This window comes from Trichocoleus sp. FACHB-40 (assembly GCF_014695915.1).
In the GTDB taxonomy this organism is placed as follows: domain Bacteria; phylum Cyanobacteriota; class Cyanobacteriia; order Cyanobacteriales; family FACHB-T130; genus Funiculus; species Funiculus sociatus.
Genome location: NZ_JACJPF010000055.1, coordinates 1 through 25,399, shown reverse-complemented (window position 1 = coordinate 25,399; position 25,399 = coordinate 1). Strand labels below are relative to the sequence as shown.

The window sequence follows — 25,399 nt, the reverse complement described above, 5'->3', positions numbered from 1 at the left end:
GAGGGCGCAGAGTTAGAGAAGCTATTAGCTATTAGCCATCCTTCAATTAGCCAATGACTATTCATCGTCATGAGCAAATCGGTTATACAGGAAGTCTAGGGCGTAGTTACGCAAGTTGTAGTATTCGGGATTTTCCATGATCTGGGCGCGGTTGCGGGGACGAGAGAAGGGAATATTCAAGACTTCGCCGATTTTCGCTTTTGGTCCGTTGGTCATCATTACTAACCGATCTGCTAAAAACAGCGCTTCGTCGATGTCGTGGGTAATCATTAAGACTGTTACCCGATGTTCCCGCCAAATTGTCAGGAGTTCTTCTTGTAATTCTTCTTTGGTGATGGCATCTAATGCGCCGAAAGGCTCATCTAAAATCAGAACTTTAGGGCGTATGGAAAGGGCGCGGGCGATCGCTACCCGCTGTTTCATCCCGCCAGATAGTTGGGTTGGCTTTTTGTCAGCGGCTTCGGTGAGTCCCACCATCGCCAAATGTTCTTTAACGATGGCGACTTTTTCTTTATGAGGTTTGTCTGGAAAGACGGAATCTACTGCCAAATATACGTTATCAAAGGCAGTCATCCAGGGGAGGAGACAATAATTTTGAAACACCATCATCCGATCTGGGCCTGGTTCGCGAATTGTCGCAGTTTGCAGGCGCACTTCTCCATGAGTCGGCTTGTTGAAACCTGACACCATGTTTAACAGTGTGGATTTGCCACAACCAGAGTGACCAATCAGGCAGATAAATTCGCCTTCGTAAACGGTGAGGTTTACCCCATCTAGAACGGTGCATGGCCCTTGGGCAGAAGGATAGACTTTGGAGACATTCTCAATTACCAAATACGGGTCGCGGTTGATTACCGGACTGAAGGCTGACGGCTGAGGACTAACTGATGAGGTGTTGCTGTTGTTTACAGTTTGCATGAGAAGGATGGGGGATGAAGGATTACTAATTGTTTTTGCCATCAGCCATTAGCTATTTACTAATAACTAATTGGTCGATGTTGATTTCTTCGATGGTGGTTGGGCGTTTAATTTTGACGCTGTTGAGGTATTGCAGGGGGTCGTCGGGGTTGAATGTCGTTCCGTCGAACATTTTGATCGGTTCGCGATCGCGTCCAATATCCGTCAGCCCTAATTCCCGTGCCGCTTGTCCATAAACGTCCACGCGCCGCACCCGTTCTGTAACGTCTAACCAGTTTTTCGGGAACGGAATAATCCCCCATCGTGCCAGCTGAGTCATCACCCATAGTCCTTCCTCCCGTTCTGGGAAGTTTGCCTTGTCAACAAAGAATTGGTTGTAACGCAACATCATCTCAGGTTCTTCGCCTGTCCCGCGATCGTAGGGGTCGATAAAGCCGGGACGAATATGTTCTGCGGCAGCACCTACATAATGAGGCTGACAAAGTAATTCCAGAATTTCTTCCCGATGCCGGTGGTCATCGCAGTATTCACAAGCTTCCAGCAGCGCTTTAATTAAGGCTACGTGGGTTTGGGGGTATTTATTTGCCCATTCTTCCTTGCATCCCAATACCTTCTCCGGATGTCCAGCCCACAGTTGCATATCTGTAGTGACGACAAACCCTAAGCCTTCCTGAACGGCGCGAGAGTTCCAGGGTTCGCCGACGCAGTAACCATCAATATTTCCAGCTTTTAGGTTGGCTACCATTTGCGGGGGCGGAACCACTGTGAGGTTGACATCTCGATCTGGATCTATTCCAGCGGAAGCCAGCCAAGAACGCAACATCAGATTGTGCATTGAAGCTGGATGCACTACCCCGAAATTGTAAACTTTGTCAGGATTTTGGGCGATCGCTCCTTTTAAGTCTGCCAGAGTACGAACGCCTTGATTGTATAATTCTTTACTTAAAGTAATTGCGTTGCCGTTGCGGGATAAAGTCAATGCTGTACAAATTGTTACTGGCGGCTTTCCCCCACCACCCAAAGTCATTGACATCGGCATTCCGGCGACCATTTGGGCAGCATCCAGCCGCCCCGTCCCCACACCTTCTGCGATCGCTTTCCAGCTGGGTTCGCGGTTTAAGGTGACTTCCTCTAACCCGTGTTTGGCAAAAAATCCTTTTTCCTTCGCCACCACCAAGGGGGCGCAGTCAGTTAAAGGAATAAAGCCAATTTCCAGATTTACTTTCTCCAACCCGTTGCGGGAGATTGCCATAGGTGCCTGTATCTGGCGCTTCTTGGCTTTTTTCTGCTGGTTGAGGAAGTAAATCATCTCGTTCCGCAACACGTAGTAGCTGGGATGATTCACCACGTCCATGCGCCTGCGGGGGCGGGGAATCGACACATCCAGAATTTGCCCGATATGCGCTTCCGGGCCATTGGTCAGCATCACGATTCGGTCTGATAGCAACAGCGCCTCGTCCACGTCGTGCGTCACCATAATTGAGGTAACGTGGCTTTCCTCGCAAATTTGCATCAATTTTTCTTGCAAACCGCCGCGTGTCAGTGCATCCAGCGCCCCGAAAGGTTCATCTAACAACAACACTTTCGGACGCAGGGCGAGGGCGCGGGCGATCGCGACCCGCTGCTTCATCCCTCCCGACAGCTGCCCCGGTCGTTTATCAGCCGCTTGCCGCAGCCCCACCATATCAATGTGATGCTCTACAATGCCTTTACGCTCCCCTCTCGGCTTATCGTGAAATACTTCATCTACCGCCAGAGAGATATTTTCCCGAACAGAAAGCCAAGGTAGCAACGAATAATTTTGGAACACCACCATCCGGTCTGGCCCCGGCGAAGTGATTTGTTTCCCCTCTAAAATCACACCTCCTCTGGTTGGTTTATCTAAACCAGCCACCATATTTAATAAGGTGGATTTGCCACAGCCAGAGTGTCCAATTAAAGATATAAATTCACCCTGTTTAATTTTTAAATCAACATTCCTAAGTGCTACATAAGTGCCACCGTTGGCAAGTGGGTAAATTCTGTCTACGTGGTCGATTTCTACAAAAGACATAGGAATTGGGGATTGGGGGATTGGGGATTGGGGGTTGGAGATTGGGGATTGGAGATTGGGGATTGGAGATTGGGGATAATTCTTACCTAGTCCCTATTCCCCAGTCCCCAGTCCCCAACCCCTATTTTTGTTCTTCTGGAACTACCATTGAAGCGATAAAAGCCACCATTCTATCTAGCAGCAGACCAACAATACCGACATACACAAGCGCGATGATAATTTGACTCATCAAAGAATTGTTGTAGGCATCCCAGATAAAGAAGCCGATACCCACACCGCCTACCAACATTTCAGCCGCAACAATCGCCAACCAAGACAAACCAATTCCAATTCTTAATCCCGTAAAAATGTAAGGAACTGCTGCGGGAAGTAGAATTTTCAAGAAATACTTTTGTTTAGATAGCCGCAATACTCTGGCGACATTTCTATAGTCTTGGGGTAGCTGCTGTACGCCTACAGTTGTGTTAATAATAATAGGCCATACTGAGGTAATAAAAATCACGAAGATAGCTGAAGGGTTGCTTTGTTGTAGTGCTGCCAGAGATATAGGCAACCACGCCAACGGGGGAATAGTACGTAACACTTGGAAAATTGGGTCTACAGCCCGATAAGCAAAATCATTAGCCCCAACTACAATACCTACAGTTATGCCAACTATCGCAGATAAAGAAAAGCCAATTGCTACCCTTCCTAAGCTAGCTAAAATTTGCAATGCCAAACCTTTATCTGTACCTCCGTTATCAAAAAACGGATTAATAATGTAAGGGTTCCAAGTATCACCAATCACTTGTATTGGCCCTGGCAAACCTTTAGAACCGGGAGGGCAGAGGAGTTGCCATACTAGCAGAAACAAGGCTAAAGCAACCAGGGGCGGCACAATATATTTAGCTTGCTTCTGAAAAAAGCTTGTCACTAACTGTTGAGGATTGTTAGTTTGCAGGCGGCGGTCAGCTTTAGCAGTCATTCTTCTTCCTAATTGTTGGTTATTAGTCATCAGCTAATTGCTAATTGTTTAAAAGCAATTAGCAATTAGCTATCCTTCAATCAGCCATTTATGCCTTTTTAATCTTGAGACTCTTCAAGTATTCTTCTGGCTTTTCGGGGTCAAACTTGACACCATCGAAGAACGTTTCAATACCACGAGAAGTGCTAGTAGGAATTTCTGCACTGGGAACACCAATCGCTTTAGCCGCTTCTTTCCACAAATCTTCGCGGTTTACTTTGTCCACGAGTTCCTTAAGATTTGTGTCAGCGGGAATATTGCCCCAGCGAATGTTTTCAGTTAAGAACCAGGTGTCGTGACTCTTGTAAGGATACGAAGCATTATCTGCCCAGAACTTCATCTGTAGAGGGCTACCCGTAACCGCTGGACGACCATCGCCGTAGTCAATATTGCCTTTAGAACGCTCGATAATATCTTTAGCTGGCACCTTGAACCACTTCGCCTGGGAGACAATTTGGCACATCTCCTCTTTGTTTTCTGCTTTGTCGCACCATTGCTGGGCTTCTTGTACCGCCATAAGTAACGCTTTGGCAGAGTTGGGATTTTTATCCACCCAATCTTGTCGCATGGCAAAAGCTTTCTCTGGGTGGTCTTTCCACAGTTCACCTGTCAGCAATGCGGTGTAACCCTGTCCTTGGTTAACCAGCTGGGCGTTCCAAGGTTCGCCTACGCAGAAGGTTTCCATGTTGCCCGTTTTCATATTTGCCACCATCTGTGGCGGTGGGATAGGAACAACGGAAATATCCTGGTTAGGATCAATACCGCCAGCAGCTAACCAGTAGCGCATCCATAGGTCGTGGGTGCCGCCAGGAAACGTAATCGCAGCTTTGAGGTCATTTTTACCACCTGCTTTGGCTTTAGCAAAGGCTTCTTTCAGCCCCTTGCTTTCTAAACCAACTTTTGCCTCTTTGTAAGTATTGGCAATGGAAATCGCCTGACCGTTGGTATTCAACCGCGCCAAAATGTACATCGGTACGGGTTGCTTGTTCTTGGTCTGACCCAAGGTCATGAAGTAAGGCATGGGGCTTAAGATATGCGCCCCATCAATACCACCACCTTGAGAGCCTATTTCCAAGTTGTCGCGAGTTACGGGCCAAGAAGCTTGCTTGAGGATTTCGACACCTGTCATGCCGTACTTATCGAATAAACCCTTTTCTTTAGCAATAATCAGGGGTGCGGAGTCGGTAAGAGCGATAAATCCTAACTTGGCGTTGGGTGTTTCTACTTTTGGTGCGTTAGCAGCTAGGGTGGTGGCGGGTGAGGAACCTGAACCACCTGTGGAGCTATTGGCGTTTGTGGAGGTGTTGGTAGGGCCAGAGCTACAGCCATGAGTGAGTAAAGATGCAGCTGTAGCTGCTCCTGCGGTGATGATGAATTGCCTTCTGGAAAGTCTAGTCATTTTGTTTGTTGGTTGTTGCTAATTGCTGACTAATTTTTGATTTCGGCTTTGAATTGCTGGATGAGTAAATCGCGCAATACTGGTTTGAGGTCTTCGCAGGGAATGCTTTTCTGGACGCAGGTGCCGAGTTCGGCTTCTTTACCCACTTTGCCGCCCATGTAAAGATCGACACCTTCAACGGTTTTGCCGTTTTTGCGTACCTTTGTCCCCATTAAACCGATGTCAGCGACTTGCGGCTGAGCGCAGGAGTTGGGGCAACCTGTCCAGTGAATTCGCACGGGTTGGGTTAGAGAAAGTTCTGCTTCTAGCTCCTGAATCATTGCCACGGCACGGTTTTTGGTTTCAATCAGGGCAAAGTTGCAGAACTGTGACCCTGTGCATGAAACAAGCGCTTTTGTCAAAGGTTGGGGACTGGTAGAGAATTTTTCTAAGAGGGGTTCGGCTAGGAATGCCTCCATCCTTGAGCTTGGGATGTTGGGGATGATGACGTTTTGTTCAACGGTGAGGCGAATTTCGCTGCTGCCGTAGACTTCGGCTATTCGGGCGAGGTCAAACATATCTTGGGCAAACAAACGCCCGACGGGAACGTGCAAACCGACGTAGTTTAAGCCGGGTTGCTTTTGAGGATATACGCCGAGGTGGTCGCGTTTTTCCCAGTCGATTTCGTCTTTTTCGACTGCTGGTTGCAGTGGTTTACCGAGATATTTTTCTACTAATGCCCGGAAATTTTCGAGTCCAAGTTCATCGATAAGCCACATCAACCGGGCTTTTTGCCGATTGGATCTGGGGCCTTGGTCGCGAAAAACTTCGAGAACTGCTCTGGATACATCCACAACATCTTCGGGAGGAACCCAGGCATTTAGGGGAATTGCTGCATCGCAGCGTTTTGCGGAGAAGAAGCCACCGACGAGGATGTTAAACCCGAAGGTGCCGTTTTTGAATGCGGGGACAAAGGCGAGGTCGTTGATTTCCGCGTGAACCGAGTTGTCGCGACAACCTGCGATCGCTATATTAAATTTTCTTGGCAGATTCGAGAAGGCTTTGTTGCCTTCCCCCTTACTGGTAATCATGTCCTGAACTTGCTGCACAAGTTCTCTGGTATCGAACAATTCATCCGCATCAATTCCCGCTACTGGCGAACCAGTGATGTTGCGAACGTTGTCCATCCCAGACTGGACGCTAGTTAAACCAACTTGGTTAAACCGATTGAAAATCTCTGGCAGATCCTCAATCCGGATTCCCCGCAGTTGGATGTTTTGCCGAGTGGTAATATCAGCATTGCCATCTTCGCCATACTGTTGCACGACTTCAGCTAACACCCGCATTTGACTAGCTGTGAGAATGCCGCTTGGCATCCGCAGCCGCATCATAAACTTTCCGGGAGTGACTGGTCGAAAGAACACACCCACCCACTTCAGACGGTGGTCACGGTCTGTTTCGTCCATCGCCTCCCAGCCAATGCGGGCGAAGTGTTCCAGTTCTGACTTTACTGCCAGACCATCTTTTTCGGCTTTAAATTTTTCAAACTTGTTCAGACTTGCTGTTGGCGTGGCTGTGCTTGTCATGGGTGTGTCCTCATTACTTAGCGCTCAACTGCCCCCAAACCGATTTCAGGTGTTTCGTCAATCGCTCGTTGATGATAAGTTATGCGGACTGAGTGAGGAAATTCGTATACAAAGTTACAAAATATTAATGTAAATGAAGTTTCTGCATAATTGTTATGCTAATTTGACATCAGCTCCTACTTAAGAAAGATTGATAAATAGGGCTGATTATGGTTATAAAGACTAGGAATTAGGGGATGGAGAGTGAGGAAAGAGAAGATATAAGATTTTTTAATTAATAACTGATAAATAATAACTTTCTTTTTACTACCTAATGTGTAGCAAATAAATACAGAAACCCTATTTAAAAGTTAGAATGCAGCGCTGTTTTGTACGATAAGCATTAGAACGGGTACAAAACTCGGCAAAATTAATGATCATACCGACTTCTGTGCTGACAGAGCTGCTCTGGGCCCTGCCTCAGCTGCGAACCCAAATGTATTTCAAGTCTTCCTTAACGGCACTCTCTCATGCTATGGAAGACCAAATTCTGGCATCTTCAGACAAGCATCTGGTGATTGCCAGCTTCCAGCGAGAGCGTTTCTATCGTCAGGAGGCTCATCGGTATCGACGGATTGCCGAACGAACGGATCAGGTATATGTGATGGCGGCACCGGAAGCATCCTTTACCAACGGATCGGGCTATTACGAAACTGTGGCTTTTGAGCCTGAGGACGGCTTGAGTAAAGAATGGCACTTAGTGGTGATAGGACAGCACTATGCCACCTGCCTAGTTTGTCGGGAAAGAACAGCTGAAGAAACGAAAGTCAAGAAGGAAGAAGCAAGAGGAGAAAAGTCCCGCCTGTCGGCTCCTTTGGAGATGGACACAGCCCGGCGATTTGAGGGAATTTGGACTTTTGATCGGCAAGTAAGCTGTACTGTTGCTGGATTATTACTGAATCGGATTTTACAGTATCGCCCGGAGTTGGAAGAGAAAATCGCTCAAGCGCAAAACGCTTACGGTATTGCTTCGGTGGCACAAGTTGTAGAGGTTGGAGAGATATTAACTCAAAATGCAACAGCCACCAACCCCGATCCGTTTGTTGAGTGCCTGCTGACTTACTTACAAGCTGGGCAGTATAAACTGCTAAAAGCTTATCGTTCTATTTCTGCTCAGGAACGCAAAGAGCGTTTAGTAAACTCGATTACCGCTGCCATTCGCAGGGGTAGCAATACAGGACAGCCGCTACATCCGGATGAAATTCTAGAAGTAGCGGTGCAGGAATTGGGTCAGGCTTTGTCTGCTTGTCGGTGTCTAATATATCGTGTCTCAACGGATACAGCTACGACAATTAATCATGAATTTTTGGGTGTGAGTGGTAGCGGGGATTCTCGACTTGTCTCTACGCTAGGTCAGACTTGGCCTTTGGAGAATAATCCTCTGTTTCAGGAAGTTGTACAGAAGCGAGAACAAGTGTATGTAACTGATACTCATACAGATTCTCGGATTGTCGGGGATGGGTTGAAATCAGGCTCTAATAGCCAGCTGCAAGCTATTGTGAGCAATTTTTCTATTTCTTCGTGGCTAATGGTACCAGTGCTGTATCAGGATCGGTTGCTGGGGATGGTGGAGTTGCATTATTGCGGCGGGACACCGTATGAGTGTGAGGAAGATGAACTGGAATTGGTGGAAGCGATCGCTGCTCAAATTGGCGGTGCTTTAATTCAAGCTGAGGCCTACGCTAACCTGGAAGACCTCAACCAGCAGCTAGAAGCTCTCGACCGCACCCGCAGCAATTTGGTCGCCATTACTGGTCACGAACTACGCACCCCTCTGTCTACCATCCAAGTCTGTTTGGAAAGTCTGGCAACCGAACCGGATATGTCTCCAGAAATGCGCCAGGTGATGCTTAACACTGCTCTCTCCGACGCGGAACGGATGCGTAAACTCGTGCAGGATTTCCTCACCCTTTCGCGGTTAGAAAGCGGTCGCGTACAATGGCATCCAGAATCGCTGGAGTTGCAAGAGTGCATTGACCTCGCCCTCAGCAGTATCCGCGCCCGTCGTTCTGATGGTCAATTGCCAGATATTCTCACAAAAGTCCCCGATTCCCTGCCTTTGGTAAGAGCTGATGGCGAGTGGCTGGTTGAGGTTCTTGCCAAGCTGCTAGATAACGCTTGTAAATTTACCACGTCTAAAGGAAAAATTACCATTAAGGCTCGCAGTAACGGTGGCTCTATGCTGGAAGTCACTGTTGCTGATACGGGACGCGGTATTGAACCCAATCGACTTGAGGCTGTTTTTGATCGGTTCTATCAGGAAGAAGGCGCTTTGCGGCGAACTACTACCGGTACTGGTTTGGGACTGGCAATTTGTCGCCAGATTGTCAGCGGTTGGGGTGGTGAAATTTGGGCTGAATCTGCTGGTAAGGACAAAGGCAGTAAGTTTCACTTCACCGTTCCCATCGTGGCAAAGCAGTCAATGGTTAGTAGTCAGTAACCGTTGGAAGGTTGGAATTTACACTTGCAACCTGCAACCTTCCAACCCCTGGACTAATGACGAACTGTTACAGTTCTTGACAGAGTGGCAATAGAGACGTTTGCTGGGTGATAGGATGCCCTAAAACGTTGGGAGAAAAATCTATGCCAGAAACGGTAGAGACTCTAACTGGACAAACCCCGATATTTGGTGGCAGTACCGGAGGCTTGCTAACAAAAGCCCAAACCGAAGAAAAGTACGCTATCACCTGGACAAGCCCCAAAGAGCAAGTGTTTGAAATGCCGACTGGTGGTTCTGCCATCATGCGGCAAGGCGAAAACTTGCTGTTCCTCGCCCGCAAAGAATATTGCATTATGTTGGGCGGACAGCAACTACGCGCCAAGTTCAAAATAAACAACTACAAGATTTACCGTGTCTTCCCTAACGGTGAAATGGAGTATCTGCATCCGAAGGATGGCGTGTTCCCTGAGAAGGTGAACCCCGGTCGTCCCTATGTAGGTAAGCAAGAACGCCGGCTAGGAGAGAATGTAGAACCTCCAAAAGTCAAGTTTAGCGGTCGTAAAACTTTCGAGGTGTAGCGTCCGTTTTTGGGGTAAATGTCGATAGTTTTGTGGCGCGGTACGCCGTTGTGCATAACTTTAGGCACATAGCTCCAATTGCCCTAAAAAATAAATAAAAAATAGTAGGGCTTACGCACGTCAACACGCTGTAGGAGCATGGCAATGCCATGCCCCTACAACAGAATTAGGGATTCACTAATTCACTGCGTAAGTCCAGAAATAGTAGGGTGGGCAAGAAAAAGGCAAACGGCAAAGGTAAAAAGGCAAAATTATTCATTTTTCCCTTTTTCCTATTGCTTTTTCCTTTTTAATGCCCACCCTATTTGTTTGAAAGGCTTATTGTGTTTTTTACACTTGAGGAACAATACCCGATAAATTTATGATTTTTCCTGACTTTACTCAATTTTCCGATTTAGCTAAAGAAGGCAACTTTGTACCTGTCTACCAGGAATGGGTAGCGGATTTAGAAACCCCTGTGTCTGCTTGGTACAAAGTCTGCGCGGGACAGCCTTATAGCTTTTTGCTGGAATCAGTGGAAGGTGGGGAGAATATCGGACGCTACAGTTTTTTGGGATGCGATCCGTTGTGGGTGTTGGAGGCGAGGGGAGAGAAGACTAGGCAAATTCATCGGGACGGGAATGCGATCGCATTTGAAGGCGACCCGTTTAAGGCATTGGCATATTGCCTAAAACCCTTTCACCCAGTGAAGTTACCTCAATTACCGCCGGGAATTGGGGGATTGTTTGGCTTCTGGGGATATGAATTAATTAACTGGATTGAACCTCGCGTACCGATTTATCCAGCTACTGAAGATGATTTGCCGGATGGGTTGTGGATGCAGGTGGACAATCTGATTATTTTCGATCAGGTAAAGCGGAAAATTTGGGCGATCGCTTATGCAGATTTGCGCGATCCTGATGTGGATTTGGCTACTGCGTACAAGTTAGCCGGCGATCGCGTTAAGCAACTGGTAAGCAAACTCCAGCTACCCTTATCCGGGAAAGACACAGTTTTGGAATGGACTCCCCCAACCGGAGAGGGGAGTGAATATACCAGCAACACTTCCCGCGAACAATACTGCGCCAACGTCCAAAAGGCAAAAGATTACATTCGCGCTGGGGATATTTTCCAAGTTGTACTTTCCCAGCGACTCTCGGCTGAGTATAGCGGCGACCCCTTCGCCTTATATCGTTCTCTGCGCTTAATTAACCCGTCGCCTTACATGGCTTATTTCAACTTTGGCGACTGGCAAATTATTGGTTCTTCTCCAGAGGTGATGGTGAAAGCGGATCTTTCTCCAGAAGGGAAAGCGATCGCTACCGTCAGACCAATTGCTGGAACCCGCCCGCGAGGTAAAACACCAAAGGAGGATGACAGCCTTGCCGAAAACTTACTTCAAGACCCCAAGGAAATTGCCGAACACGTCATGCTAGTTGACTTGGGACGCAATGACATGGGGCGCGTTTGCACCAGTGGTACAGTGAGAGTCGATCAACTGATGGTAATTGAGCGTTACTCTCATGTGATGCACATTGTCAGCAACGTTGTGGGACTCCTGGCCCCCGATAAAACTGCTTGGGATTTACTTAAGGCTTGCTTCCCCGCTGGGACAGTCAGCGGCGCGCCCAAGATTCGGGCGATGGAGATTATTAACGAATTAGAACCTTGTCGGCGCGGGCCATATTCTGGGGCTTATGGCTGGTATGACTTTGAAGGACAATTGAATACTGCGATCGCTATCCGCACGATGGTTGTGCGTCCCCAAGATGGCGGTAAACATACCGTTTCAGTTCAAGCTGGTGCTGGTTTGGTGGCGGATTCTGACCCGGAAAAAGAATATGAAGAAACTCTCAATAAAGCCAGAGGGCTTTTAGAGGCGATTCGCTGTTTAGCTATTAGTCAGTCCGTTGCTACTGGCTAATAATGCCAAATCCGTCTGTCCATAATCAAAGAACCCTACCCCCAACCCCTAGAGAGAATAACCGGGGAGGGGTTGGGGTGACTCTTCATGGCTGGTAATCAACTGGATTTGGCTTAGGCTACAGTTGCTTCATAACCACCGCTTCATACGGCACGACACCAGCTTTTTCACTTTTAAGACAGCGTGCCGCAGTCCGCGATAAATCAAGCGTCCTGGGGGCAATGTAGGGGCCGCGATCGTTGATTCGGACGATGGTAGCATCCCCATTTTTCGTATTTGTCACCTTGAGAAAGGTATTAAACGGTAGAGAGGGATGCGCTGCCGTTAATGCGTACTGGTTATACTTCTCGCCGTTTGCTGTTAAGCGCCCGTGGAAATAGTCTCCATACCAGGAGGCAAAACCTTCAAATTTGTCATCTGTGGAGACTAATCCGTGAAGTTGCGCCTGTGCTTTCACCAAGGTTAAAGGTGCAGCGCCCAAAGCGACGCGGAGATTATTCACCCATTCGATTGCCAATATTTCTCCATTGCGACCGAGATTGGATGCGATCGCTTCATCAATGGCAAACAACTGGTTATTGCCTAACCTCCCCCCAGGCATCCCATAAAACAGCATTGGTTGTACTTGTGAACCATCCAAATTGGGGTTTTGCAGAAGTTTCGCTACACGCTTGGCAAAAGCTTCAGCTTCAACTTTGTCGGGAATTTCGGCAATCAAATTTCCCTTCACCCAAACTTGAAACTGCTCGTGTTCTGTGGCTTTTTTGCCAGAAGAATTCTTTTTTCCCTTCGCCAATGACGGCCAAAATCCTCGCCGCTGACTGAGTTTAGAGCTGTTTAAATTCTCCCCGGCTTCACTTTTGTAGCGAGTCCGAACCACGGCAACAGGCGCAGGCTTTGGTTTTTCATTAGGCTCAAAACGAGCAGGCCAGTTTAACAAATTCTGCACGACCTGCATTATTCTTTGAGAAAAACTAATCTTTGATACTCTACTGCCTGGTACTTCAATCCATGAGGCAGATTTGGAAATGATTGTTGGTGTAAAAGGCGCAGATTCATTGCTTTGCTCTGACGCTGGAACACAGAGATCATTGTCTAACGCATCTATCCAGCGGATAGATTGAAGAGCCGATTTTACTTTGTCTTTGTTTGGTAGAGGCTCTCCTATTCCCGATCCAGCCTGAAAACCCAAGGTAGGCAAAACTGCACTAAATTTCTGAGAATGCAAGCCCCCTAAGTTGAATTGTGCCGGAAAAACTACGGGATTATAAGTTTCCAGGGGATTACCCACAGCCGACAAAACCTTGGACGGAAGAGCAGCCGACAAATAATCTGGTACCCTCAACAACGCCTGGTTAGACGATAAAAAGTAGCTGAACCAGGATGTCACCCAAAAAAGTCCGAAGAATGGCATGAGCAATTAAATATTTGGTTACAATGCACTCTGGGTAGCTAATCGTTACCCAGTATACATAACTCCAATAAGAGTATATCTGCTCAGTCCTTAATTGTACAGTCTAGCGCGATCCCAGCCTCTGGGTAACGTAATAGCGATCGCAACAACGCAACAATTTTTACCAAATATGGACAACCTCACCTTCTACATTGTGGATGTATTTGCTCTAGAAAAATACACCGGAAACCAGTTAGCAGTTTTTACCAATATCGGTGAACTTTCTGATGGTGAAATGCAACGAATCGCTAAAGAAATGAATTATTCAGAAACCACCTTTGTGATATCTCCAAATATTCGCGAAGGTGGTTATGACGTCCGAATCTTTACGCCGGAGCAAGAACTACCTTTCGCAGGTCATCCTACACTAGGTACTGCCTATATCTTGCAGCAGAAAATTATTAATAAACCAGTTGAATCCCTGAATCTAAACTTGAAAGTTGGACAAATCCCTGTAACCCTGCATTATGCTGAGCAAGCAGTTGAATGGTTATGGATGCAGCAAAAAGCGCCTGCTTTTAACCAAAACTTGGAAATAGATACACTTGCAAAAGTTTTAAATCTCGACTCAAGCGAGATAGATAACCGATTTCCAATTCAAGAAGTTTCCACTGGAGTTCCGTTTATCATCGTTCCATTGAAAACTCACTCCTCCCTAAAGCGGATCAAAATCAACAAAGATAAATACTTTGAGCTTGTAGATACCACTCAGGCAAAATCCATACTGGTTTTTTGTCCGGAAACCTACTATGCAGAGAATGACCTAAGCGTGCGCGTATTCGCTGATTATCTTGGGGTTCCAGAAGATCCAGCCACAGGAAGTGCGAATGGTTGTTTGGCTGGATATTTGGCGCAGCATTCCTATTTTGGAGAAAAACCGATTAATATCCGAGTGGAACAGGGATATGAAATTGGCAGACCTTCCTTGCTGTTGTTAAAAGCTGAAAAGAATGCTGATTCAATTGACGTATTTGTAGGGGGAAAGGTGATTATGGTAGCGAAAGGAGAATTTGTTTAATAATAGCCCCGACAAAGGGGAATCCTAGCTAAATAAACAAAGCCTACCTACCCAAGCTTTCAAAATATCGTTCCTAGGCTGCGGCTTGGGAATGAATAGGGAGGCCGAGACTCCTGATAACTACGTACCTAAAATTTGAGATTTGTATGAATATCATATTGCATATCACGAAGCGCGAACAATGGAAAGAAGCACAGTCAACAAAAATATATCGCGGCGATACTTTATACTCTGAGGGTTTTATTCATTGCTCAACACCACAGCAAGTTATTAAAGTAGCTAATAACTTTTTTCGCTACCAGACTGGTTTGGTTATCCTGTGTATTGAATCTGAAAAGGTAGAGCCAGAAATCCGATATGAAGGATTAGATGCAGGAGAGCAGTTTCCTCACATTTACGGTGCTTTGAATATCAGTGCTGTGGTGCGAGTCTTGGATTTTGAGCCTGGCGAAGATGGCTTGTTTACATTGCCAGCAGAAATTGAGTAGGATTAATAAGTTTGTAGGTTGTCTTAAGTCCGAAAGAAACCCAACATGAATTTGACTGGCATAGTTGGGTTTCCCATCCTCAGTCCCAACCAACCTACGCTACTCCTACTACTTTATATTGTGTACTTTCATCAGTTACTCTCGGTGAGAGAATAATATTTTGAATCTTCTATCTACACCGAGTCTTTCTTGAACTACGACAACGCTTGTAAATATCTTGCCCAACAGTATCCGCGCCAATTTGCCCGTTGGTTACTCTCAGTTGACACGGACGATATCCAGGTACTTAAAACTGAACTGAGTCTAGAACCAATTCGCGCTGATTCTCTAACATTTCTGCAAACCAGCAACCAAATCCTGCACGTAGAATTTCAAACCCTACCAGTATCTAATCCGCCATTACCACTGCGGATGCTTGACTACTGGATGAGACTTCATCGCCAGTACGGTTGTCACATTGAGCAGGTTGTCCTATTTTTAAAGCGTACTACCTCAGAAGTTGCTTTTACCGAGCAGTTTGAAGCTGTCAATACCAGACATCGCTACCGAGTAATTCGTCTGTGGGAGCAAGACCCCGCGCCACTCCTGGCAAACCCTGCGCTTTTACCTTTCGCCACTTTAGCTCAAAGTGACTCACCTAACACTTTACTAGAGCAAGTCGCCGCACAAGTCGCTAGGATTGAGTCACGCGAAGAACGAGCGAATCTGTCAGCTTGTGCTGGGGTTCTCGCGGGCTTGCGGTTTAACGATAATTTAATTCGTCAATTATTGAGGGAGGACATTATGCGAGAATCTACGTTCTATCAATATATCCACCAAGAGGGACGCCAAGAGGGAATCCAAGAGGGAGAGGTGGCGTTGCTACTGCGTCAGCTTACTCGTCGGTTTGGTACTATTACCCCTCAATTGCAAGAACAGATTCGTACTCTATCTATCTCCCAATTGGAAGATTTGGCAGAAGCATTTTTAGAATTTTCCAATGTAACCGATTTAATTAATTGGCTAGAGGTTCATTCCTCATAAGCACTCACAGGGGAGACTATTTTTGTCACTTAGTGGGAAAATCAGGAGGGATAGGAAATTGGATTTAAAAGAGCAGCTACATACACATCTTAAGCAGATAGTACGCGATCGCGATCCTTATCTGGCAAGTTCAGGACATTTTTATGTCCAGCAATACATCCGCGAACATTTGGCACAGTGGGGAACAGTAGAAACTTATGAATTCCAGATAAGGGGTAAAACCCATCAAAATTTAATCCTGAACTTACCAGCTAGTGCCAAGAATCAAAAACCACCGATTTTAATCGGCGCTCATTATGATGCTGTACCTGGAACTCCTGGTGCAGATGATAATGCTACTGGTGTCGCCGCACTGTTGGAATTGGCGAGAATTTTCGCGGCAGAACCAATAAAATATCCAATGCAATTTGTGGCATTTGATATGGAAGAATACGGCTTATTGGGTAGTCAGCAATATGCCGCTGATTTGAAGAAACAAGGGCAACCAATACGATTGATGCTGTCTTTAGAAATGCTGGGATATTGCGATTCTACGCCTGGTTCGCAACGCTATCCGGCTGGTTTAGAACGCTTTTACCCGAATCGGGGTGATTTCATTGCTTTAATTGGCAATTTAACGGCAATTCCTGACTTGATTCGTCTTAGCAGTAACATTCGTAAAGTTGGCACGCCAGCTGAGTGGTTGCCTGTTCCGAATAGAGGTTTAATTGTCCGTCAGACGCGACTAAGTGATCATGCTCCTTTTTGGGACAATGGTTATCGGGCGATGATGGTGACGGATACGGCTTTTATGCGAAATCCGCACTACCATCAGACAAGCGATCGCATCGACACCCTCGATTTAGACTTCCTCACCGGAGTTTGTCGCGGTTTAAGCGAGGGTATTCGCCGTCTGTAAAGGGGGAATAATTTTTAACGCAAAGGTAATCGCAAAGGGACGCACAGAAAAATTCTACTTTGCGTCCCTTTGCGTTTTATTAAACTAGCGCGTAAACTTTAGCTTCCCACGGGAAAATTGGCTCTTTCCCAGCCCATTCTCCGGAAACCATGCGTTCTTGCGTTATTTCTTTCCACTGCTTGCCAGGGGGTGTTGCCGGCCAATTTGGTACAACATACTTAGCGTTAGGATTATTAGGATCGGGCGTGCCATATTCAGAAAAATTCGCTACCACGACTACTACGTTATCGTCTTTACCTCGCTGCCAAACAATAACGCGCTTACCTTCATTGAAATCGACATGAATAAAGTTAGTGTCGTTTATTGCTAATGCGTCAGAAGTAGTGCGGAACTTTACTAATCTGGAAACGTAGCCGAAAATACGCTTTCGCCAATCATCATCCATGCGGCTGTAGTTAACTGGATCAACTTGTTTTTTATGGTCATCTGAAGTAGACAAGTCATTTTGATCGGCAAATTCATCTCCTGCTAAAATCATCGGAATTCCTACAGCAGTGAGAAGACAAACAAAAGCTAATTTAATACGATTTTCTGTGTCAAAAACTCCATTGTTAGTCAAGTAGCTGTAAATTCGCTCGTTTCCAAATCCTCCCACATCATGAGAAGTTAGATAGTTAACAGCTTGCGAACCATCTGTAAAACCTAAGTTTCTACAATCAATGAGTTTCCGGACACTCCATTCAAAGCTGGGTTCATCAAAAGCACTATTTCCTAAAATTACCCGGCGGATAATCTGCTTAAACTTTTCGTTCCACAGCCCATCGAGACGATTTTGATAAACTAAATCCAGAGGTACGCTTAGTTCTTCACCAATTACAGTAAATTTATCGCCCTTTCCGCCTCGTTCTTGCCAAAGCGATCGCGCATAGTCTTTGAATTCTTGTAAAAAGTCATAATTGGCAACATTATTAACACTATCCAGCCGTAAACCATCCACACGGTAATAATCTATCCAGTGGGCAATGTGGGCTTTCATGTATTCACGCGCCGGAACAAATCGGGAAAATTTGCCTGTAAGTGGGTGATAACCTTCTACCCAATAATTGTATTTAAACAAATCCCCGCCAAATCCATCCCGGTTTCCTTGTTCGGGATCGCCGCTACCAAACTTGATGTAAAAATCCAGAAAATTGACGTTGTGGTAAGGATTGTTGCGCGAAAAAGCCATCACAACATCAAGGAAAAACCGCACTCCATACTGATGACAAACTCTGATTAAATCCGCTAAATCGATAGAAGCGGTGGGTGCATTCTGACTATCCGGGCGACCTAAATCAAAATCTGCGGTGAAATAGTTAGCTGTACCATAGCCCCAATTTGTTTTATCATCGCTATCTTGCGGTGGCAAAAGTTCTAAAGCATTGACACCCAATTCAACTAAATGGGCATGACCTTGCTGAAGTTCTTCAACTCCAAGAAAACTAGGCGCGATCGCTTGTTTTTCTACTAGCGCCAGTACATCGCGAAAAGTGCCATTTCCTTCGGGAATTTCCCCATCCGAATTAATTTTAGTCCAGCGTGTGGGCAACTCGTAAATAACTAGCCGATTATTCGGTTGCAGCTTTTCTGTAGTATCTCCTTGCCAATTCGCAGTTTGCCCCTCTGGATCGCACGGAATCAGCATTCCATCCTGATAAAGTATTACACTGGCTGGGTCTTTACTACCTTCTCCTGATAATCCCTTCGGAGCAATAAAACGCCGATCAACTGTGTAAGCTGTGGGATCGGTGCAATAATAAATTTCATTTTTACCATGATAAGCATCGGTATCGCGTACTTTGAACCAGTAAAAGTACACTTGTCCTTTTTTTAAATTGCAATCTGCGGCTGGTATTTCCCACACTTCGGGAAATTCTTTCGATTGAATGAGGTCGAATTCTTGAAAATTTGCAAATTCATCTGAACTATTTTTTTGAAAATTGCCGATGTAAAGCGTTGGTGGTGGGTCAATTTTTCCTGGTCGCAACAATACAAAGTGAGTCTGTTTGCGGTTCAATAAATCTGGAAGCATAATATACACCTCTTTAAGAATTTGGTGAGTTACGGAGGTTGCTTACAAGAGAGTATTATGCTATTCCGGATAAAAGTTAGTATGGTGGGTGTTACCCATCATATCAAGCCCGATCTTCAACCCATAATCTCTGTAGAGTGATTGGAGGAACCTCGCGTAAGTTTCATTAAGGTGTGAGTTGGGTTGCGCGATCGCTTAACCCAAGCTACTATTTATGGCTATTGCAAGCAAAACGACTCCTAAAACAAAATATCATCATCCGCCTCATCTTGTTCTTTTTCTCTGAAATTCAGCCGTGAGGTAATGCTTTTCTCCTCTTGTATCGGCAATCCATCTGTTAAGCCTAATTGTTTTTGTAAATTTTGCGTCAGCGTTATCGGAAAATCTAAGTTGATACCTCGCTGTTGTGCAAATTTTGCCAACTCGTCAAAAGATACTTTTTTAGTAGTTTTCTCATAGCTGGAGAGTTTAAAATAATCGCTTTCTGCTAAATTCTGTGCCTGCATTGCTGCTTTAATTCGGTCTTTAATATGGTTAATTTCTGTATCCAGCGATTTCCAATCATGCTCAATTTCTCGATAGCGTTGACCGAGTGCTGTTAAATCTTCATCTGATGGATTTGGATTAATTAGCTGAGTTAATTGCAACAGCCGATGATGTACGTGAGCCAGATAAACTGGATCCATTTTTGCATAGTGTAACTGGCTTTTTGTCAAAGGTCGCTGTCCCCAATCGCTTTGGCTTTGGGTTTTGTCCACATTAGGAAAATAACATAGGTTTTCTGCCAAGGTTTTCAGTTGCAGATTCGGGGCTGGTAGCAGATAGTAGGGAATTGTTTTGGCTATTTCTAAAGTGCAGATTACATTTTTAGCTTTAGTTTTACCCAAAAACTTTAGGTCAAAGCTGGAATTGTGAAACACCTTTTCAATCGCCGGATTTAACATGATTTTTTCTATAAATATATCGGCAATATCCGGGTATTCTAAGATATCTAAGATAAAGACGCGATCGCCACTCAAATCTGTGGATTCATCTAATACCTGAATCAGAGATAATCTCGGTTTTTTGGTCTTGTAGTCAGCAACTTCTGTATCAACCCAGAGAGTTTTCGCCTGAGTATATGCTGCAATCTGTGAACTGATATCGTTAGGGTTGGTGATATATGGCATTGCCGGAAGGAGTGGATATTAAATGTCAGATTAAACCAATGAAAGCAAAATCCTAGTCTAATGACGCAGATTGCTTATTTATTCAATCGGGAAATATATGTATCTTAATCGCAGTTTGGCTGTTCTACTCCTAATTTAGTGTTAGAACAGCCAGCAATTTAACCTTAGCGCCAGAAAGAGGCTGAATTTAAAGCGCATTCAGCTTAATAAACCCACTAACTCCGCCCTAAAAAATCGCCCTACCTCACAGCGTCTATGAGGTAGGGCGATTTTTTAAAAGCAAACTTCAGTTTAACAGGCGGATTCCGCTTTATGCAGGCTGGTATCCAATATCACCAATGTCACCCTGGGCTGTATTTCTCGCCATCGCTGGTTGTCCATTTACTAACGCCACCGCTTGGCGTAATGCGTCAACACGATTCCGCACCAGATGATCTCGTGGGATGAAGCAAAATCGCATCGTCTGCATCGGTAATCGTCTTCACATCTTGAGATTGCACACTCGACAAACGTTCGATTGTCAAGATATTGGCAATGAACATGGCAACGCCGACTGCCACAATCAAGTCAACAAACACAGTTAGAAGTAACACGCCGTACATGATCAGTGAACCCTTGACGGAAACCTGATGTGAGCGTTTCAGGAAACTCCAGTCCAGAATATCCATCCTGTTCCCTGTTTAACAAGGCGGAACTGGATACTATTAAAAGCCTCGCCATTGATGGAGGGTTGGGACGATAAAATTTTCTTGATCAATGACCTCTGAGCAGCATTTTACAAATCGCTTAGGATTGCTATAGAAATCCTTTTATTTTGAGGAGCAATAGCGATGAATACCACCTTTGATAACCGCTGGCAATTCTGGATCGATCGGGGTGGTACGTTTACTGATATTGTGGCGCGTCGTCCCGATGGGCAGTTGGTAATTCATAAGCTGCTGTCGGAGAATCCGGAACGCTACGCTGATGCGCCTGTGCAGGGAATTAGGGATATTTTGGGTATTGCTGCTGATGCACCGATTCCCTCCCAACAGATTGCGGTGGTGAAGATGGGAACGACGGTGGCAACGAATGCGCTGCTGGAACGCAAAGGCGATCGCACTCTCCTAATTATCACCAAAGGTTTTGGCGATGCCCTCCGCATTGGTTATCAAAACCGTCCCGATATTTTCGCCCGTGACATTGTACTGCCAGAGATGTTGTATGAGCGAACGATCGAGGTGGAGGAACGCTACAGCGCCCAAGGGGAAGAGCTAATTCCGCTGGTAGAGACGTATGCAACGTCTCTTCAACAAGCATACGATGACGGCATTCGGTCTTGCGCGATCGCATTCATGCACGGTTATCGCTACCCGGAACACGAGAAACAAGTTGCAGCATTGGCGCGAAAAATTGGGTTTACTCAAGTCTCGGTATCTCACGAAGTCAGCCCGTTGATGAAGTTGGTGAGTCGCGGCGATACCACTGTTGTTGATGCTTATTTGTCGCCCATTCTGCGGCGATATGTGGATCGAGTTGCAAGTCAGTTGGGTAGTACGGGCGGAAACAATATATCTGGGTTAACCTCTCCCCAACCCTCCTATGAGGAGAGGGGCCACTCCTCCTTTCCTAGTAGGGAAGGGGGAGAGGGGTTAGGTTTGCCCAATCCAAACAGTAGTCGGCTTTCCCCGTCCTTACAATTTATGCAATCCAACGGCGGGCTTGCGGAGGCTAAAGCTTTTCAAGGTAAAGATAGCATTCTCTCTGGCCCTGCTGGGGGAATTGTTGGGGCGGTGCAAACAAGCCGGATGGCGGGATTTAACAAAATTATCAGCTTTGACATGGGTGGTACTTCCACCGATGTCGCCCACTACGCAGGCGAATATGAACGCACCTTTGAGACGGAAGTTGCTGGTGTGCGTCTGCGAACGCCGATGATGGCAATTCACACGGTTGCTGCTGGTGGTGGTTCGATTCTGCAATTCGATGGATCGCGATATCGGGTGGGGCCAGAGTCAGCTGGCGCGAATCCTGGCCCTGCGTGTTATTGCAAAAGTGGCCCGTTAACGGTGACGGATTGCAATGTGATGGTGGGTAAGTTGCAATCTGCATTGTTCCCGAAGTTGTTTGGGCCAAATGGGGATTTGCCACTGGATGCAGAAGTGGTGCGGCAAAAGTTTACTCAACTAGCGGTGTCTATTGGGGACAACCGGACACCGGAGGCGGTTGCGGCTGGATTTTTAGCGATCGCAGTCGAAAAGATGGCAACTGCGATTAAAAAAATCTCTCTTCAACGTGGTTACGATGTGTCGGAATATACTTTGTGTTGTTTTGGCGGTGCTGGTGGGCAACACGCTTGTTTGATTGCTGATGCGTTGGGGATGAAGCAGGTGTTTATTCATCCTTATGCTGGGGTTTTGTCTGCTTATGGTATCGGTTTGGCTGATGTGCGAACTATTCGGGAACGGGCGGTGGAGGCGAAACTGAGTGAGGAGTTGGCGTTAAGTCAGGTTTTAACTCAGTTGGAGGCGCAGGGGAGGGAGGAAACGAACCGCAGAGGCGCTGAGGACGCTGAGGAAGAGAAGGAGGAGGTTTTTTGGAGGGTGCATTTGCGGTATGAGGGAAGTGATTCGTCTCTGGTGGTCGATTTTGGGGATGTTGGGGCCATGCGGGGGCAGTTTGAGAGGGCGCACCGTCAGCGTTATGGTTTTGTTGTCCCAGAGAAGGCGTTGATTGTTCAGTCGGTTTCAGTTGAGGTAGTGGGTAAGAGTCAAGTTCTGGAGGAGTCCGTTATTTCGCGTACTTCAGAGGATGCACCTGTGCCGCTTGATACTGTGCAAATATATGCTGCTGATGCGTGGCACTCGACTCCGGTGTATCAGCGAGAAGATTTACAACCGGGAGACTGTATTTCTGGCCCTGCGATCATTATGGAAGCAACGGGGACGAATGTGATTGAACCTGGTTGGCAAGTAGAATTAAGCGATCGCAATCATCTCATTTTGCAGCGTTGTGCCGATATCAATCCAAAATCGAAGATCCAAAATCTAAAATCGCAAGATCCGGTGATGCTGGAGATTTTCAATAATTTGTTTCGCGCGATCGCTGAACAAATGGGCATCACTCTACAAAACACGAGTTCCTCAGTTAACATCAAGGAACGCTTAGATTTTTCTTGTGCTATTTTTGACCAATACGGGCAGCTAGTCGCCAACGCCCCACATATTCCCGTGCATCTGGGTTCAATGAGTGAAAGTGTTACAAGCCTTATTGCAGCGCGTGGCATCACTCTCAAACCCGGCGATGTGTTTGCATCCAACAATCCCTACAACGGCGGTACTCATCTGCCGGATGTAACAGTTATTACACCAGTTTTTGCTGATGCCACTCTCCCCCTCTTCTACGTCGCCTCGCGGGGACACCATGCAGACATCGGCGGTATCACTCCCGGTTCCATGCCTCCCAACAGTACAAGTGTAGAAGAAGAAGGAATTTTACTAGATAACTTCCAGCTAGTTGCTGAAGAAATATTTCGGGAAAAAGAACTAATCGAAGCGCTTTCGCAAACGTCTTATCCAGCAAGGAATATAACTCAGAATATTGCAGATTTGCAAGCACAAATTGCGGCAAATAAACGCGGCGTGCAGGAACTGCAAAAAATGGTAGAACACTACAGCTTAGAAACTGTACAAGCTTACATGGGCTTTGTGCAAGATAATGCTGAAGAATCAGTGCGTCGTGTTATTGAGGTTCTAAATGATGGCAGTTTTACCTATCCTCTGGATAATGGTAGTGCGATTCAAGTTGCCATTACCATCGACAAATATACTCGCAGCGCTAAGATTGATTTTACTGGCACTTCTCAACAGCAAAATACCAATTTTAATGCTCCAGCAGCAGTGTGCAAAGCAGCAGTTTTATACGTTTTCCGTACTTTGGTAAATGACGATATTCCTCTAAATGCTGGTTGTCTCAAACCTTTAGAAATCATCATTCCCGAAGGTTGTATGCTGAATCCGCGTTATCCTGCTGCTGTAGTTGCCGGGAATGTGGAAACGTCGCAATCTATAACCGATGCGCTGTACGGTGCGCTGGGCGTGCTGGCAGCTTCCCAAGGGACGATGAATAACTTCACCTTTGGAAGCGATCGCTATCAATATTATGAAACAATCTGCGGCGGTTCTGGTGCTGGCGCAGATTTCAATGGTACTGATGCTGTACAAACTCACATGACAAATTCCCGCCTCACCGATCCAGAAGTTTTAGAATGGCGCTTTCCCGTTCTCCTAGAAAGTTTTACTATTCGTTCTGATAGTGGTGGTAATGGACATCATCGCGGTGGTAATGGTGTTATTCGTCGTCTGCGTTTTCTCGAACCAATGACAGCAGGAATTCTCTCAAATCATCGCCTTATTTCACCCTTTGGCTTGCACGGTGGTGAAGCGGGAGAAGTAGGCAAAAATAGCGTTGAACGCGGTGATGGAACTGTAGAAAAGTTAGGAAGTACATCTGTTGTGGAAATGCAAGCTGGGGACGTATTTGTAATTGAAACCCCCGGAGGAGGAGGTTATGGAATTGCCAAGAATATGTAACGTATAATTAGTAAATAACAAAAACCACACTTATCTTTTAATAAGGAAGCTAAGCTATGACTCAAACAAAACCAACTCGTTCTCGTGGTAGAGACAGATTATTCCCAAAATACACAATACCGCCAGAAGAATTGGCCAAACACGAAGCTGAAAAAACGCTCTTCTCAGCGTTATCGAGAGATTTTTGCACAAGTCAGTCCTCAATTGATCAACGAACATTACAACTGGTTCATTGTTATTGAGCCGAACAGTGGCGATTATTTCGTTGATATCGATGAAGAAATAGCTGTTCAAAAAGCTCGTCATAAATACCCTACTGGCATGATTGGAATCATGCGCCTTAGTGAAACCGGAACTTGTGGCAAGATATGATTCCAGGCAATTTCAGTGAGATTGGCGAACTAATTTTTGAAATTGATTTAATTGCAGATGATGGAGAAAGATTACCCATTGAAGTGTTATTGGATATAGGATTTACAACGGGCTGGTTAGCACTTGATACTCAAGATGTCCAAAGTCTAGGATAGTTTAAGGTTGAAAGTGAACGAGCTATGCAACTGGCACGAGGAGAGGAGTTTTTGATATATATGAGGGAAGAGTTGTAATAGATGAAGTTGAGTACATTATCCCAGTTTTGGCAGGGGCAGGAATTGGTGAACCTCTAAGCTGTTCAGCATTTAAATAAAGTATAATCCGGAAGTAAATTTAGTCTAACAAGTGAAAGATGCCAGCGAAAAATTATCTCAATCAAGAGCAAGTAGAGAAACTACAAAAAGCATTAAAGGAAGAGGATAATGGACATATCCGAGA

17 protein-coding genes and 2 pseudogenes are annotated in these 25,399 nt (G+C 45.8%); 10 read left to right on the top strand and 9 right to left on the bottom strand.

Annotation, left to right across the window (positions count from 1 at the left end):
• Positions 1-57: 57 nt before the first annotated feature.
• The 5 genes from H6F63_RS12260 to H6F63_RS12240 all read right to left on the bottom strand — a co-directional run bounded on the left by H6F63_RS12260 (position 58) and on the right by H6F63_RS12240 (position 6,938).
• The gene (locus tag H6F63_RS12260; RefSeq protein ID WP_190637835.1) at positions 58-918 is read right to left on the bottom strand and encodes a nitrate ABC transporter ATP-binding protein; all 861 of its coding nucleotides are present in this window, start codon (positions 916-918) and stop codon (positions 58-60) included.
• A gap of 52 nt (positions 919-970) precedes the next feature.
• Complete coding sequence (locus H6F63_RS12255) at positions 971-2,971, bottom strand: nitrate ABC transporter ATP-binding protein (protein ID WP_190637697.1); 2,001 nt, start codon at positions 2,969-2,971, stop codon at positions 971-973.
• A gap of 121 nt (positions 2,972-3,092) precedes the next feature.
• Positions 3,093-3,935, bottom strand: a complete 843-nt coding sequence (ntrB, locus tag H6F63_RS12250) for a nitrate ABC transporter permease (protein WP_190441874.1) — start codon at positions 3,933-3,935, stop codon at positions 3,093-3,095.
• Between the two features lie 88 nt (positions 3,936-4,023).
• Positions 4,024-5,373 carry a CmpA/NrtA family ABC transporter substrate-binding protein gene (locus tag H6F63_RS12245; protein WP_190637696.1) on the bottom strand — a complete coding sequence of 450 codons (1,350 nt, stop codon included), beginning with the start codon at positions 5,371-5,373 and terminating at the stop codon, positions 4,024-4,026.
• A 29-nt stretch (positions 5,374-5,402) separates the two neighbouring features.
• Positions 5,403-6,938, bottom strand: a complete 1,536-nt coding sequence (locus H6F63_RS12240; protein WP_190637694.1) for a ferredoxin--nitrite reductase — start codon at positions 6,936-6,938, stop codon at positions 5,403-5,405.
• A 412-nt stretch (positions 6,939-7,350) separates the two neighbouring features.
• Here H6F63_RS12240 and H6F63_RS12235 point away from each other — a divergent pair, with 412 nt between their 5' ends.
• The 3 genes from H6F63_RS12235 to trpE all read left to right on the top strand — a co-directional run bounded on the left by H6F63_RS12235 (position 7,351) and on the right by trpE (position 11,898).
• Complete coding sequence (locus H6F63_RS12235) at positions 7,351-9,417, top strand: DICT sensory domain-containing protein (protein ID WP_190637692.1); 2,067 nt, start codon at positions 7,351-7,353, stop codon at positions 9,415-9,417.
• 143 nt (positions 9,418-9,560) lie between these two features.
• The gene (locus H6F63_RS12230; RefSeq protein WP_190637690.1) at positions 9,561-9,995 is read left to right on the top strand and encodes a photosystem I reaction center subunit II PsaD; all 435 of its coding nucleotides are present in this window, start codon (positions 9,561-9,563) and stop codon (positions 9,993-9,995) included.
• A gap of 361 nt (positions 9,996-10,356) precedes the next feature.
• A complete protein-coding gene (trpE, locus tag H6F63_RS12225) occupies positions 10,357-11,898 on the top strand; it encodes an anthranilate synthase component I (protein ID WP_190637688.1) in 1,542 nt (513 codons plus the stop codon).
• 118 nt (positions 11,899-12,016) lie between these two features.
• On the opposite strand, the gene H6F63_RS29985 is transcribed toward trpE, so the two are convergent.
• On the bottom strand, positions 12,017-13,312 hold the full coding sequence (locus H6F63_RS29985) for a septal ring lytic transglycosylase RlpA family protein (protein WP_190637686.1): 1,296 nt from the start codon (positions 13,310-13,312) through the stop codon (positions 12,017-12,019).
• Between the two features lie 169 nt (positions 13,313-13,481).
• Here H6F63_RS29985 and H6F63_RS12215 point away from each other — a divergent pair, with 169 nt between their 5' ends.
• From H6F63_RS12215 to H6F63_RS12200, 4 genes are all read left to right on the top strand, one after another.
• On the top strand, positions 13,482-14,369 hold the full coding sequence (locus H6F63_RS12215; RefSeq protein ID WP_190637833.1) for a PhzF family phenazine biosynthesis protein: 888 nt from the start codon (positions 13,482-13,484) through the stop codon (positions 14,367-14,369).
• A gap of 146 nt (positions 14,370-14,515) precedes the next feature.
• Positions 14,516-14,857: a DUF952 domain-containing protein gene (locus H6F63_RS12210; RefSeq protein WP_190637684.1), complete on the top strand. Its 342-nt coding sequence runs from the start codon at positions 14,516-14,518 to the stop codon at positions 14,855-14,857.
• 189 nt (positions 14,858-15,046) lie between these two features.
• Entirely contained in the window at positions 15,047-15,880 is an 834-nt protein-coding gene (locus H6F63_RS12205) for a DUF4351 domain-containing protein (RefSeq protein ID WP_190637682.1), read from the top strand.
• Between the two features lie 58 nt (positions 15,881-15,938).
• Positions 15,939-16,778, top strand: coding sequence for a M20/M25/M40 family metallo-hydrolase (locus tag H6F63_RS12200; protein WP_190637681.1), 840 nt, complete (start codon positions 15,939-15,941; stop codon positions 16,776-16,778).
• Between the two features lie 79 nt (positions 16,779-16,857).
• On the opposite strand, the gene H6F63_RS12195 is transcribed toward H6F63_RS12200, so the two are convergent.
• The 3 genes and pseudogenes from H6F63_RS12195 to H6F63_RS12185 form a co-directional block, all read right to left on the bottom strand.
• Positions 16,858-18,849, bottom strand: coding sequence for an alpha-amylase family glycosyl hydrolase (locus H6F63_RS12195; protein ID WP_190637679.1), 1,992 nt, complete (start codon positions 18,847-18,849; stop codon positions 16,858-16,860).
• Positions 18,850-19,088: 239 nt separating this feature from the next.
• Positions 19,089-20,018, bottom strand: coding sequence for a ribonuclease D (locus H6F63_RS12190; protein ID WP_190637677.1), 930 nt, complete (start codon positions 20,016-20,018; stop codon positions 19,089-19,091).
• 443 nt (positions 20,019-20,461) lie between these two features.
• Positions 20,462-20,686: pseudogene (locus tag H6F63_RS12185) on the bottom strand (sodium-independent anion transporter); the annotation flags it as partial.
• Positions 20,687-20,848: 162 nt separating this feature from the next.
• On the opposite strand from H6F63_RS12185, the gene H6F63_RS12180 reads away from it, so the two are divergent.
• The 3 genes and pseudogenes from H6F63_RS12180 (at position 20,849) to H6F63_RS29370 (ending at position 25,116) form a co-directional block, all read left to right on the top strand.
• On the top strand, positions 20,849-24,589 hold the full coding sequence (locus tag H6F63_RS12180) for a hydantoinase B/oxoprolinase family protein (RefSeq protein WP_190637676.1): 3,741 nt from the start codon (positions 20,849-20,851) through the stop codon (positions 24,587-24,589).
• A gap of 56 nt (positions 24,590-24,645) precedes the next feature.
• Positions 24,646-24,961 (top strand): annotated as a pseudogene (locus H6F63_RS12175) (hypothetical protein).
• A complete protein-coding gene (locus tag H6F63_RS29370) occupies positions 24,958-25,116 on the top strand; it encodes a hypothetical protein (RefSeq protein ID WP_199297980.1) in 159 nt (52 codons plus the stop codon). The pseudogene H6F63_RS12175 and the gene H6F63_RS29370 overlap by 4 nt, the downstream one beginning before the upstream one ends.
• Positions 25,117-25,399 lie beyond the last annotated feature (283 nt).